The sequence below is a fragment of the Alteromonas sp. ABH4_452 genome (assembly GCF_056311825.1).
The window spans coordinates 3,034,512-3,049,040 of record NZ_CM149973.1 but is presented as its reverse complement, the minus strand read 5'-3'; the positions used below and the strand labels follow the sequence as shown (position 1 = coordinate 3,049,040).

The window sequence follows — 14,529 nt, the reverse complement described above, 5'->3', positions numbered from 1 at the left end:
AAGTTAGTTTCTCTCCCCCTAATCCAAGAAAACAAAGCTTAATTCTTATTAGCATCCTCTTTAGTTATTTTTCCCGCAAAAGCATTTTTCGCATCTCGCATAATAGACGTTATTAAAACGCGCCAGAAAAATTTCATATCTGTATTTCCTTAGCTTTTAAACCTTTCATTTTTATTTTCAAGAACCACACGTTAAGCATTAAAACTATCTAACAAACAGTAACATGTGCCCTAAAGTCGTAGTGTGTTTTTTTGAATCTGTACTACAGTTAGGACGTTAGAGTTTTACAACAACGGAAATTATGAATAAAAGCGATCAAAAACGGTATTTTCTGGCTGATAATTTAAAAGCGATTGGCGTTTCTCTGTTAAGCGTGGCCTTAGTTACATTTGTTCTTGCCATAGTTATGTTTGTGTTTGTTAGAGAACAAGAGGAAAGCCGTGCTAAAGAGATTTTAGATAATGTACGCGTTGTCTTTAGAGATGCAGAAATTACTCTCGATTATCTCAACGCACTGCCGTATCAGTCTTGTGAACTCGAAAACTTGGCAGAAATGCGCAAAACTCTTTTTCGCTCCCGTTTCGTAAAAGAAATTGGTTTCTATGAAAACGGCGCGTTGTTGTGTAGTACCTATCTGGGTATTCTTGAAGAGCCCATACAAGAGGCAACCCCCGATTTTTACACTCAGCTAGGGGATGCATTTTGGATAAATACGCCGCTGCAACTTTTCGATAAGCAAGCGACCGGTACAATAGTTAAACGTGGGCGCTATAACGCTGTGCTTGATATGGATAGCGTTATTGGCTACAGCTTTACCCAAGATTGGCAGCTTTTTTACAATGGTGATCATTTTTACCATATGGCAGGTAACCCAGGACTTGTGGATACCACGCTTAGTCAAGATGACATGGAAGCGCGTACAGGGTATTTTTCATTACAATTCATCTTGTGCGATGAGCGCTACAATAACACCTGTTTAAAAGTTAAGTCTGACCACGGAAGGGTATTAGATTTACACACGGGTAAGATTATCTTGTTTGTTTTCGCTATGCTGTTGACGGCCGCGCTCACGCACATGCTGGTGTTTAATTATCTACGTCGTCGACGCTCTCTGGAGTCCAGAGTAAGTAAAGGCTTAAAAGAGCATAAATTTTACAGTCTTTATCAGCCATTTGTCGATTTGGAAACGGGCAAAGTGATTGGTTGCGAAGTGCTAAGTCGCTTTGAAGACGAGTTTGGGCCTATTTATCCTGATGAGTTTATTCCGCAAGTTAAAGAGCAAGAAATGACGTGGGAATTTACTGTCGATATGATTACCACTGCGATGAAGGAGCTTAATGAGAATCCTGATATTCCAAATGGGTTTAAAGTGTCCTTTAACCTATTCCCTTTCGACTTTACAAGAGAAGACTGTTTAGACTTAGATTTTGCACTGGAAATGAATGTTAAAAACTTCAAGTTGGTGCTGGAAATTACCGAAGATGAACAAATAGCAACTCATAGTGCGGTTAAGCACATTAAGTCGCTAAAGAGTAAAGGGTTCTTATTTGCTATTGATGACTTTGGCGTGGGGTACTCTAACCTAAGCCAGCTAAAAACCTTGAACTGTGACTATCTTAAAATTGACCGAAGTTTTGTAATGGATATGGAAGACAACAGTATTCGTTCTTCGCTTATTCCACATATTGTTAGCATTGCCGAAGGGCTTAATGTGGACTTGATTGCGGAAGGTGTCGAGAATACTGACCAATCTAATGAATTGAAAGGTTTAACTATCGGCTACGGTCAAGGATGGTTGTTTGGCAAGCCTCAGTCTGCCGACGCTCTCGCTAAAAGTGTCCAAGACACACAATAACGCGTTTTAGCGCTGTTATTTTTCAGTTGGTGTTGGTAGTGTTTAGCGCTACCATTCACCGTCTGGAAACTATAGAAGAACAGTCGCATGCAAGATGTGCTAATTTGCAGCAATATTAATAAAACCTATCAAGAAGGCAGTAATGCCACCCCCGTATTACGCGATGTTTCTCTTTCGATAAAAGCTGGTGAACACGTAGCCATTTTAGGCAGCTCTGGTTCAGGGAAAAGTACGCTATTACATATACTTGGAGGGTTAGATAAACCCTCCAGCGGCGACGTCGAATTTAACGGGAAATCTCTTGGCAAACTATCTGGCAATGCGCTAGCTAAACTTCGCAATGACGAAATGGGGTTTATTTACCAGTTTCATCACCTACTTGGTGAGTTCACGGCCTTAGAAAACGTTGCGATGCCGCTTAGAATAAGAGGGCTATCCACAAAAGCGGCCCATACTAAAGCTCAGGCTATGTTAGAAGAAGTAGGGCTTTCCCATCGAATGGATCATTTACCTTCAACCATGTCGGGGGGCGAGCGACAGCGTGTGGCAATAGCCCGTGCGTTGGTTACCGAACCTTCTGTGGTGCTTGCCGATGAACCTACAGGGAATTTGGATGATTCTACAGGGCAACAAATTTATAAGCTTCTGAAAAGCTTAAGCGAGAAAAAGGGGACAGCCTTTGTAGTGGTTACCCACGACACTACCCTTGCTGCGAAAATGGATAGGGTACTGAAGATTAAAGACGGCCGTTTAGCTAGCGAAGCATTGCCTGTGGAGGGTCAAGATGCTCGCCCTTGAATTGGCTAAGAGATTTAGAAAAACACGTTCCGAACAGCGCTTTATTTCGTTTATATCAATGTCGTCGACTATTGGTATTGGGCTTGGGTGCTTTGTTCTTATCGTGCTGCTAAGTGTTATGAACGGTTTTGAAAAAGAGCTAACGAGTCGCATTTTAAGCGTGGTTCCACACGGCGAACTATACAGTAAAAGCGAAAGTGGAATAGAGAATTTAGATGCTCAGCTTTACCGCTTTTCACAAGATAGCCGTATTGCATCAGTAACCCCTTACACCGGGCTAACAGGCATGCTGCAGTCAAAAGGCGAGTTAAAGGCCATTAGCGTTACCGGTATCCCAGTAAGCCAGGTTGGTGATAAATATGCTGAAAGAGTAGCTAGTCAAGATTGGCTAAACTTTTCCAAGCAATCTAATGGATTGCTTGTTGGTAAAGGTATTATGTCTTCAATGGCGCTAGACGTGGGTGACACAGTTCAGCTATTGATACCTCAAGCCACCCATGATTTAACCTTTAAGGCGCCACGTTCTATTACGCTGACTATCGCAGGGGTGCTATCTGTTGGTGGAGAGTTAGACAATCAGCTTGGGTTAATGCACCTAGCGACTGCGTCGGAAGCTATCGGTATTACCTCTAAAGCCCAAGGGATTCAGTTTACCCTTAACGATCCTTTTTCAGCATACGATACCATGCGAGATATTGGCTATAGCTACCCTCAAGCTGTTTATATGTCTGACTGGACACGTACTCAAGGGCATTTATATAACGACATTCAGCTTGTACGGTCAGTGGTTTATATTGCGCTTACATTAGTGATTTCCGTTGCTTGTTTTAATATAGTGTCATCATTAGTAATGGCGGTTAGAGACAAGCAAGCTGCTATTGCGATATTAAAGACAATGGGAGCCACTGACCGTCTAATTCGCAATACCTTTGTACTTCAGGGGGTTATTAACGGGGTTGTCGGCATTACCGTTGGCGTTGCGCTTGCCTTGCTGGTAGCACCAAACTTGTCAGATATTGTTCGTTTTATTGAAACGTTGTTAAATGTAGAAATTCTCTCTGGCGATATCTATTTTATTGATTTTCTACCTTCAAGCTTACACTGGCAGGACGTGGCAGTAACGGTTGTTGTAGCCATGTTTTTAAGTGTCGGGGCTACGTTGTATCCAGCGCAAAAAGCTGCAAAAGTGTCGCCATCTTCTGCGCTTCACTAGCTAATTACAAAATGAACTATTACAGGTCGATGATAGTTAGCTCATGCATCACCGGCCTGTTTCACCGACCCGTTACGCTCGGCAAAGTTGTGGTTTTAGCAACATAGGCGAGGGATCCGAATGATATAGATGTTTATCGGAGCATTGTTCTAAGGACGGTGGTTCACAGGGTTAACGTCTACAAGGCTAGTGTCCATGGGAGAGTGGCTAGAAATAAGACAATCAATGAAAAGGCCAGCAAATTATGCTGGCCTTGTTTGTATTTTACGGCTGTTCCTGTGCGCCACTAACATTATGTTGAGAGCGCACTCAGTGGGCTTGAACCTATACTATTTGTTTTTTTCGAAGTGTTCGAAATCCACATCTTCTTGTTTCAAACCTGCTTTAGGGTCGTTATAAATACTCTCATCTAACGCGCCCTCGCTCTTAGCAACAACGCACGACACCATACAATCACCGGTAATATTTACCGCAGTACGGGTCATATCAAGTAGTCTGTCTACGCCGATAATAAGTGCAATACCTTCAACGGGTAAGTTTACTTGCTGTAAAACCATCGCCAGCATAATAAGGCCAACGCCAGGTACACCCGCTGTTCCAATAGAAGCAAGCGTAGCAGTCAACACTACCATCATATAGTCGCCAAGACTTAAATCGACAGCGTAAACTTGGGCGATAAAGACCGTTGCCACGCCTTGCATGATGGCTGTACCGTCCATGTTAATTGTTGCGCCTAAAGGCAGTGTGAACGATGAAACTGAATTACCTACGCCAAGTTTATTTTTTGCTGTTTCCATGGTAACAGGCAATGTTGCGCTGCTACTTGATGTACTAAACGCAAATAGGGCTGCGTCACGCATTTTTTTCAACAGAATGACCGGGTTTAAACCTGCCAAAACTTTGAGTAAAACAGAGTAAGTAACTAAGCCGTGAAGGATCAAAACGCCAAATACTAAAAAGAAGTACTTCGCCAGACTCAATATGGTTTCGCCGCCAATGGTTGAGAAGAGCTTCGCCATTAGTACGTAAACACCGTATGGCGCTAGGTTCATGATGATTGTCACTAAGCGCATGATTACCGTATTGATATCTTCAAAAATAGCGGTAAGACGTTTGCCTGCATCACCTGTCATCGCCATTGCTATACCGAACAGTACAGCAAAAACAATGATTTGAAGCATGTTGCCCTGTGCCATAGAGTTTATGGGGTTGCTAGGGAACATATTCACAATAACGTCTGACAGGCTAGGCGCTTCTTTCGCTTGGAACGAGGTTTCCGTGGTTAAATTCAGTCCGTCACCGGGAGAAACCACCAAAGCTATACTCATGGCTAGTGTTATGGCGATTGCGGTTGTGACAACATATAGCCCTACCGATTTTGCACCCAGTCTTCCCAACTTGCTCGGGTCTGATAAGGTACTAGTTCCACAAATAAGAGAAACAAAAACGAGGGGAACCACCAGCATTTTTAAGCTAGCGATAAATATTTGGCCGAGAGTGGAAAATATACCTTCAACAAGAATGTTATACGTTGAGAGCTCAAAACCGAATACCGAAAAAGTAAAATCTCCGCTATCATCAAACAATAATTGGAGAAAGACACCAGTCAAGATACCGGCAGCCATGCCGATAAATATGCGGGCGGTTAAACTATACTTATGTGCAGATGAAGACATTAATGTTTCCTGTGCATTTTTATATTTTTAATCTTTCGTAGTGTGCCAGATTCAGTTGATTTTTAAACATAAAAAACGACGCAATTGTCAATAAAAGAGGTTCAGGAACGAATTATGTCGACATTAGCGAGAGCGCTAAGCCTAATTAGCGCAATATTTATGCTAACAGCATGTGGTGGAGGCGGTTCTGCAGTCTCTCGGGATAACACGGATAATGGAAGCGGAGACGACGGTACTACCACACCTACCTATTCGATAGCTTTAACATTAGAAAATGAAAGTGGGGCAAGCGACAACAACTTATCAGAAAACAATAGCTTGTTTGCAGTGGCAACGGTGACGGATGACGAAGGTAACCCGTACTCAGATGCACTGTTAACTTTCACGCTCAGTAACGATGAACTTGCAGAGTTCGGCAACGACACAGGTACTGCGCGCACCAACTCAAGCGGTGTTGCTAGAATTCGCTTGAACGCCAGTACGGCTTCGGGTGATGGTGAAATTACCGCAGCGTTAAGTAGTGGTGAAACAGGGAGTACGACGTTCTCTGCCACAGCGGTTACCAGCACCGAACCTGACTCTTTAGTCATATCGTTGGTACTTCAGAACGAAGCAGGTGAAATTGATAATAGCCTTACAGAAGACAACAGCTTGTTTGCAATAGCAACAGTGTCAGATCAGAATGGCTCTCCGGTTTCAGACGCTCTGCTGGCGTTCACATTGAGTAACGATGAGTTAGCCGAGTTCGGTAATGACACAGGTACTGAGAGAACTGACAACAACGGCGAAGCTAGAATAAGACTAAATGCAAGCACTGCCTCTGGTGGAGGCGAAATTACCGCTACTTTAGGAACTGGTGAAACAGCGACAACAACATTTTCAGCGACCGCAATTTCTGGTACAGACCCTACAACAATATCCGTTTCTTTGAGCCTTCAGAACGAAAATGGGGAGCCGGACAACAACTTGTCTGAAGATAATAGCTTATTTGCCGTTGCGACTGTAACAGATCAGAATGGAAATCCTTTCACTGATGCTCTTCTAACTTACAGTTTGAGCAATAACGCGTTAGCAGAGTTCGGCAATGACACAGGCACAGCACGAACCAACTCGCAGGGTGTTGCTCAGCTGCGTTTAAACGCCAGTACAGCATCGGGTGATGGTGAAGTCACTGCTACTTTAGCAACAGGTGAATCGGGTTCCACCACCTTTACAGCGGTAGCCGTTACAACAGAGCCTACAACGATAAATGTTGAATTATCGTTGCAAAATGAAAGTGGAGAGGCCGATAATAACCTTTCATCTAGCAATGCCTTAACGGCAGTAGCAAAAGTCACTAACTCTTTGGGTGAGCCTCAGGCGGATCTTCTGCTTACCTTTTCTTTAAGTAATGATGAGCTTGCAACCTTCTCAAACGATACGGCAACGGCATTAACAAATGCCGAAGGTGTTGCGACAATAGGTATGTCGGTTGGAAGCGCTGCTGGCGACGGCGAAGTAACGGCTACTCTACCTACTGGTGAGGCAGACTCTACGACCTTTAGTTCTGAAGGTAGTACCACGGTAAGCGAAGAGCCTGCATCTCTTGAGCTTTTCGCTGACAGTATTCAGCTGGCATCAAGCGGTAGTGATGAAGTTGATCTCATAGCTTTGGTTAAAAATGAACAGAGTGTGTTAATGGAAGGGGTCGAAGTAAGCTTTTCGGCACAGACAGGCGATGGCGTTGAACTTCAGTTAACACAGCCTGAAACCCTTGCCGATGGCACAGCTCGTGCTGTATTGACATCGCAAAATGATAAATCAAACCGCACTATCACCGTAACAGCAGAAGCAGGCAGTCTTACTGAAACTGTTGATATCACCATTACTGGGACAGAAGTAACTATTAATGGTGCGTCGTCGGTCATTTTAAACGATACCGTTGAATACACTATTCGTCTTCAAGACTCCGATGGCCAGTCTATCAATAGCGAAGATGTTGTTTTAAGCGCCACCAGCGGTACCCTTAGTAGCACTACAGTGAACACAGGAACCAACGGTCAGGCGACGGTGTCATATACTGCAACGTCATCAGGGGAAGATACTATCACGGCATCTGCCCTAAATGCTGAAACAAGCTTTACAGTGCAGGTTCAGCAAGATGAATTTAATTTTGTTAACCTGCCAATAGAGGAGGTGCCGCTGGGGCAAGCGCAAACGATTACTGTTCAATGGCGCCAAGACAACGAGCCAGTAGTGGGTCAAGAGGTTACCTTTAGTGCCTCCCGCGGCGAAATTTCTGGAGGTCCCACAGTCGTTACTGATGCTGATGGTCAGGCGAGTATCGAAATTAGTGCAGACAACGCAGGCATTTCATCTATTAGCGCATCAGCAAGTGATGCTAATGGTAACGTATTAGTGTCTGCATTAACGCAAATTGAGTTTATCGCAACTACACCGGCTACCCTTATCGCCGATGCTTCCCCTGATATTCTAGGACCAGACGGACAAACGAGCACCATTAGTGCTGTTGTGCGTGACGTCGATGGTAACTTAGTGAAAAACAGCGTGGTTAATTTCTCCGTATCTGATGTTTCTACTGGTTTTGTATCACCGTCTCAGGCAACAACAGATAGCAAAGGTATAGCGACCACTGTATTTACCTCAGGTTCCGTTACGTCTGAAGACGATGTGGTTATAACCGCCACAGTAGCGGACAACGAAGCAGTCTATGACGAAATAATGCTGACTGTAGGTGCTAGGGCATTCGATATTGTAATTGGTACGGGTAATGTTATTGAAACGCCTACTACCACGTCTTATCTTAAACGTTTCGCAATTTTTGTTTCTGATTCAGTGGGACGCCCAGTGAGTGGCGTAAATTTAACGGCGTCAATTACACCTGTTAAATTTGATGACCGAAGCGGACGCGGCATTTACCTGAGGGGAGGTTGGGAATACAATACGGTTAATTCAATCTGGCAGCCAGTTAATGTTACTGAGTGTACAAATGAAGACCAAAACTCAAACGGTATATTAGATGCCGGAGAAGATCTTAACGAAGATGAGCAATTAACGCCCGGGATAGTGGGTACTGTAACGCTTACCAACGATGGTATTACTGATGAAAACGGATATGCGGAACTAGAATATCGTTACCCTGAAAGTTATGCTGTATGGTACTTCGCGGAAGTAACGGTGTTCGGGCAGTCTACAGGTAGTGAAGCTCAAGCATCTATGAAGTATCGATTAGAAATTCTTGCAGATGATATTAACGATGAAGGTGTCAGCCCTCCTGCAAACCCTTTTGGTGAAGGCGACGATGATTTTACGGATGATGAGCTAGTTTGTGAAACTGGCGTACCTTTCAATTAAGGTAATTGTAACGCTCAACTTGGTAAAAACTGCGAGTTACAAAGAGTAAACCTTTAAAAAAGCCTGAATTTGATTTTCACCTCAAGTTCAGGCTTTTTTTGGTAGAGCTTTACAAACATGAATACACGTAATAAGGCTTAGAATATGTTGCTTTTAATTACTTATTTCTTCAGTTCATCTAGTTTACAATTATTCTCTACCCCTGCTGGAACGGATAAACCGAACCAATTTTGAGAATCTGCGTAAGCTCATCTAGAGCAGTGCGCGACTCAATAAGTAACTTAGGGTCGCGCAAGTCATCTTCGCTTAGTTCATCGCGATAGTGTTTATCGACCCACGCGTTTAAGCGCGTAAACTGCGTATCGTTGATTAGCGTGTTTTGATTTACTGCTTCAAGCTCTTGGTCGTTCATAGCAACACGCAAACGTAAGCAAGCAGGGCCGCCACCGTTGCGCATACTTTGTTTAACATCGAAATAGTTAACCGACTTGATTGGCGTACCAAGTGTGACTAGCTTATCAAGATAACGCTTAACCGCTTCGTTTTCCTGACATTCAGTTGGCGCGATAATGGTCATGTCGCCGCTTGGAAGCGTTATAATTTGCGTGTTAAACAAGTAGGTTCTAACCGCGTCTTGAACAGATACTTCAGCAGTAGGAACTTCAATAAAATGAAGCGGCTCGCTACCAAATTTTGCTTGCAGCTCTTTAAAGCCCGCTTCTTTGTTATAAAACGCCTGCTCGTGGAAAAACAACACGTTTTGGTTACCTACGGCAATCACGTCGTTGTGAAATACACCTTGGTCGATAACATCTGGGTTTTGCTGCATGTAAACCACGCCATCGTCGTCTAAGCCATGCAGACGCGCTACGGCCTGACACGCTTCTAGTGTTTGGCGAGCCGGGTATTTTGTTGGCGCAGGTTTGCTGGTATCAAAAGCATGGCGACCATAAACAAACAACTCCACACCAGCTTGCCCGTAATTGCTGCAAAGCCGCGTGTGATTGGCTGCACCTTCGTCACCAAAATGCTCGTTATCTGGCAAGTGCTGGTGATGGGCGAAGTGTTTTTCATTGGCGAATGTACCGCGCAAAATATTGCCGGTTACTTGAGGCTCTAGTGAGCGATGAAACTTGTTTGTTAGGTTTGCAGGGGTAAAGTGCACACGACCATCGGCAGTATCGGCGCTAGGAGACACAGTGGCGGCATTTGCAGTCCACATGCTACTAGCAGAGCAACATGCTAAGAAAATCTCGCGAGACTGCTTTGCAGCGCTTTCTAGCACACGAGCATCGGAACCAGTAAAACCTAGGCGACGAAGCGCCGCGATATCAGGGCGTTCTTGCGGAGCTAACACACCTTGTACCATTCCCATATCGGCCAACGCTTTTGCTTTTGCAAGACCTTGTTTCGCAGCCTGCTTAGGGCTGCTTTTTGCATTCGCATTGTTTAGGGAAGCGACATTGCCAAACGATAAGCCGGCATAGTTATGGGTAGGCCCAACAAGACCATCAAAGTTAACTTCAAACTGCTTCATACTTTCCCTCATTCTTGTAGTTTTTGCTGTTGACCCCATATGCTACATTCTTAAAGACACTGCCATTAAATTGGTAGCAGATGCAGCGCTTTCGCTTTTGTACAGGGGCAAACGCAGCACTTTTTTAAACCTGAGCGCGTCGTTAGTTCAGGTTGGAATGGCTGGCATTATACGGCTTTTAAGGCCGTTGCCAATCGCACTGCTTATTTAATGTACAGTTTTTGTGCGCGTTTAGAGCGGTGGGAAGAATAAGTATGAAGAAGATCTTGTTTTCCATTCACTTTGTAGATATATGTTAAAAAAGAGCGAGTACCCTATATATAGTGTCGGGCTGCTCCAATTTTCAGAATTTGACGTAAATAGTCATTAAAAATCAATAGGTTTAGTTCAATTATATGGCAAAATCACTGGTCATAGTCGAGTCACCAGCCAAAGCAAAAACGATAAATAAATATCTTGGCAAAGATTTTATCGTAAAAAGTTCGGTTGGCCATGTGCGAGATCTTCCGACGAAGGCATTAGGCAAAGTAGAGCCTAAAAAACCGGCTAAAGAACTCAAAACTTTAGGCGAAGAAGAGCGTCAAGAATATCTTCGTCGTCACGAATACTTGAAGCTTGTAGACAGAATGGGCGTTGATCCAGAAAAAGACTGGAAGGCTCACTATCAGGTGCTGCAGGGCAAAGAAAAGGTAGTCAACGAACTTAAAAAGCTCGCAAAAGACGCCGACACTATCTATCTCGCAACGGATTTGGACCGCGAGGGAGAAGCGATTGCGTGGCACTTACAAGAACTGTTAGGCAAAAAAGATAAGACGTATCAGCGAGTCGTTTTCAACGAAATTACGAAAAATGCGATTCAAGACGCGTTTTCAGACCCGGGTGAGCTAAATATATCTCGTGTTAATGCGCAGCAGGCACGCCGTTTCCTAGACCGAGTTGTGGGCTTTATGGTGTCGCCACTGCTATGGAAAAAGATTGCGCGTGGGCTTTCAGCCGGGCGTGTTCAATCGGTAGCGGTTAGGCTTGTTGTCGAGCGAGAGCGTGAAATTAAAGCCTTCGTACCAGAAGAGTTCTGGGACGTTCACGCAGATTTGACCAGCCAGCAAAAAGCGGCGCTTCGCATGTTGGTTGCCAAGCACCAAGGCAATGCGTTTAAGCCTAAAAACAAAGCTGAAACAGACAAAGCTCTCGCTGACTTAGAAGGGGCTAATTACACGGTAGAAAGCCGTGAGTCGAAGCCAACGCAAAGTCGTCCTTCCGCGCCATTTATTACCTCTACTCTGCAACAAGCAGCGAGCACGCGGTTGGGCTTTGGTGTTAAGAAAACCATGATGATGGCGCAGCGTCTTTATGAAGCGGGTTACATAACCTATATGCGTACCGACTCGACCAATTTGAGTCAAGAAGCAGTAGACAGCGCGCGAGCATATATCTCAGATAATTTTGGTGGAAAATACCTACCAGATTCGCCAATTCGCTATGGGAGCAAAGAAGGCGCGCAAGAAGCGCACGAAGCGATTCGTCCTTCAAATGTAAGTATCAGTGCGGCGAGTCTTGGGGATATGGAGCGTGATGCACAACGTCTTTATGAGCTTATTTGGCGCCAGTTCTTAGCTTGTCAAATGACACCGGCTAAGTACGATGCCACTACGATTAAAGTGGCGGCAGGAGACTACGAACTTACAGCAAAAGGCCGAGTACTTAAGTTTGACGGTTGGACGCGTGTGCAGCCACAGCTTCGCAAAAAAGGCGACGAAGAGCTTATGTTGCCGGATGTGCAGAAAGGCGATGTGCTTGACTTAAAAGCACTTGATCCTAAGCAACACTTCACTAAGCCTGTGGCGCGATTTAATGAAGCGTCTTTGGTAAAAGAGCTTGAAAAACGCGGCATTGGTCGTCCTTCAACCTATGCTAGCATCATTTCAACCATACAAGACCGCGGCTATGTACGTTTAGAAAACAAACGTTTTTACGCCGAGAAAATGGGAGAGATAGTAAACGATCGCCTGATGGAAAACTTCGACGATCTCATGAGCTATGACTTCACGGCTAACATGGAGCAACATCTTGATGATATTGCTGAAGGCAATAAAGATTGGAAAGACGTTCTTAATGAGTTCTACAGCGGGTTCTATGGAAAACTGCTAAACGCCGAAAAAGACCCTGAAGAAGGCGGTATGCGCCTAAATCAGGCAATACCTGCGGGTATTGAATGCGACAAGTGCGGTCGTGAGATGAATGTGAGAACCGCCTCAACTGGCGTTTTCTTAGGATGTTCAGGTTATAATTTACCGCCGAAAGAACGCTGCACTAACACCATGAACCTCACGCCTGGTGATGAAGTGGTGAAGGTGGATGACGAAGAAGAGCTTGAAACAGAAGCACTTCGCTCTAAAAAGCGTTGCCCTAAGTGCGGTACAGCTATGGACAGTTACCTGGTAGACGAGACGCGGAAGCTTCACGTTTGTGGTAATACACCTACCTGTGATGGCACCCTAGTTGAGTCGGGCACATTCAAAATTAAAGGCTACGACGGCCCTATTATCGAATGCGATAAGTGCGGCAGTGATATGGAGCTTAAGAACGGTCGTTTTGGTAAATACTTCGGCTGTACCAACGAGGAATGTAAGAATACCCGTAAGCTGCTTAGAAACGGTGAAGCTGCGCCACCGAAAGAAGACCCGGTCGATTTGCCGGAGCTTCCGTGTGAAAAGTCTGACGCGCACTTCATGCTACGGGATGGAGCGTCGGGCATCTTCTTGGCAGCCCATAATTTCCCTAAATCTCGTGAGACGCGTGCGCCGAAAGTGGAAGAACTTGCCCGCTTTAGAGATAGAATTTCGCCGAAATTCTATTATCTTGCTGATGCGCCAAAGACAGACCCTGATGGTAATTCTGCGATAGTTCGCTACAGCAGAAAGACCAAACAGCAGTATGTGATGTCCGAAAATGAAAACGGCAAAGCGACGGGTTGGTCGGCATGGTACGACAACGGTAAATGGCAGGAGCAAGCAGCGAAAAAGCCTGCAGCTAAGTCAAAAGCCAAGAAAAAGTAATTCAAAGCTAATATAATACTTTGAAGCCTAAACAATAAGCCCGATTTTATTCGGGCTTATTACGTTTTAAGACACCCAATGAAGACTTGCATCACGCTTTACGCAAGGTTTACTACTACATTAATAGAGAGTGAGTTATGGCCTCTTTACAAGATCAACTTTTAAAAGCCGGATTGGCTGATAAAGCGACTGCAAAACAAGCACGCGCTGACAAACGCAAAAAGCAGAAACAAAAAAATAAACAAAAACAGCCAGTTGTAGATGAGACTACGTTAGCGGCTCAGAAAGCAGCGGAAGAGAAAAAAGCCCGCTCTCGTGAGTTAAATCAATTGCAGCAGGAAGAGCGTGAAAAACGTTCAATTGCGGCGCAAGTAAGACAGCTCATCAGCGTTAATAAACAGCCTCGTAAGGGTGAAACTGTACTTAATTTTACTCATGATAACGTGGTAAAACGCATGTATGTGAGTGAAGAAATGCACAAGCAAGTGACGAAAGGTCGTTTGACAGTGGTATTACTTGACGATGCTTACGAACTGGTTCCAACGCCGGTTGCTGACAAGATTGCTCAACGTGATGAAACTTCAATTATATATCGCGCCGATCTAGATAAAAGTGGCAGCGATGGAAAAGACGAGGATGAAGACGACTGGTATGCCGACTACGAAATCCCAGACGATTTAACCTGGTAATCTTTTTAAACTCACCACCTTGGGGCTTTAAAAAAAGCTCGGTGGTGAGTAAATGCTTTCAACCATAGCTGCATTTACTTATGTGTTAACGACTTTCCCCATTACCTGCTCTCTTTTTACATGTTCTTATTGCAATTGAACATAAAAGAACCTTCATAGCTATCGCTTGCGCAACCCTAAAATGTTGTATTTATTACGACTTTTCACAAATTGTTCTCTTTAGAAAATCTTATCCCGGCCGTTAAAAGTAAAAAGTTAAGGAAAGGTGTTACCTTTACTTTCTAGTCTATAGTTATTAATGCGTATAAGTATCGTTGCCCCAAATGATTAGCGTTAGATGTTGTTTCTTAA

8 protein-coding genes are annotated in these 14,529 nt (G+C 44.3%); 6 read left to right on the top strand and 2 right to left on the bottom strand.

Translation table 11 applies throughout. The annotated features are described in order from the left end of the window. Positions 1–301 precede the first annotated feature (301 nt). From ACYX4N_RS13055 to ACYX4N_RS13045, 3 genes are all read left to right on the top strand, one after another. Positions 302–1,855 (top strand): EAL domain-containing protein, encoded by a 1,554-nt coding sequence (locus ACYX4N_RS13055; RefSeq protein ID WP_476054318.1) that lies wholly within the window; start codon positions 302–304, stop codon positions 1,853–1,855. Positions 1,856–1,942: 87 nt separating this feature from the next. Then, positions 1,943–2,653: a lipoprotein-releasing ABC transporter ATP-binding protein LolD gene (gene lolD / locus ACYX4N_RS13050; RefSeq protein ID WP_476054317.1), complete on the top strand. Its 711-nt coding sequence runs from the start codon at positions 1,943–1,945 to the stop codon at positions 2,651–2,653. Then, positions 2,640–3,866, top strand: coding sequence for a lipoprotein-releasing ABC transporter permease subunit (locus tag ACYX4N_RS13045; RefSeq protein WP_476054316.1), 1,227 nt, complete (start codon positions 2,640–2,642; stop codon positions 3,864–3,866). Before lolD ends, ACYX4N_RS13045 begins: the two co-directional genes overlap by 14 nt. A 329-nt stretch (positions 3,867–4,195) precedes the next feature. On the opposite strand, the gene ACYX4N_RS13040 is transcribed toward ACYX4N_RS13045, so the two are convergent. Continuing rightward, positions 4,196–5,542 (bottom strand): dicarboxylate/amino acid:cation symporter, encoded by a 1,347-nt coding sequence (locus ACYX4N_RS13040; protein WP_476054315.1) that lies wholly within the window; start codon positions 5,540–5,542, stop codon positions 4,196–4,198. Positions 5,543–5,656: 114 nt separating this feature from the next. Between ACYX4N_RS13040 and ACYX4N_RS13035 the strand changes: the two genes are divergently transcribed. Then, positions 5,657–8,896, top strand: coding sequence for a beta strand repeat-containing protein (locus tag ACYX4N_RS13035; protein WP_476054314.1), 3,240 nt, complete (start codon positions 5,657–5,659; stop codon positions 8,894–8,896). A gap of 196 nt (positions 8,897–9,092) precedes the next feature. Here the strand turns inward: ACYX4N_RS13035 and astB are convergent, their stop codons facing one another. Next, entirely contained in the window at positions 9,093–10,433 is a 1,341-nt protein-coding gene (gene astB, locus ACYX4N_RS13030; protein ID WP_476054313.1) for an N-succinylarginine dihydrolase, read from the bottom strand. Between the two features lie 395 nt (positions 10,434–10,828). Between astB and topA the strand changes: the two genes are divergently transcribed. Further along, positions 10,829–13,489, top strand: coding sequence for a type I DNA topoisomerase (gene topA / locus ACYX4N_RS13025; protein ID WP_476054312.1), 2,661 nt, complete (start codon positions 10,829–10,831; stop codon positions 13,487–13,489). A gap of 137 nt (positions 13,490–13,626) precedes the next feature. Beyond that, on the top strand, positions 13,627–14,178 hold the full coding sequence (locus ACYX4N_RS13020; protein WP_476054311.1) for a DUF2058 domain-containing protein: 552 nt from the start codon (positions 13,627–13,629) through the stop codon (positions 14,176–14,178). Positions 14,179–14,529: the final 351 nt, after the last annotated feature.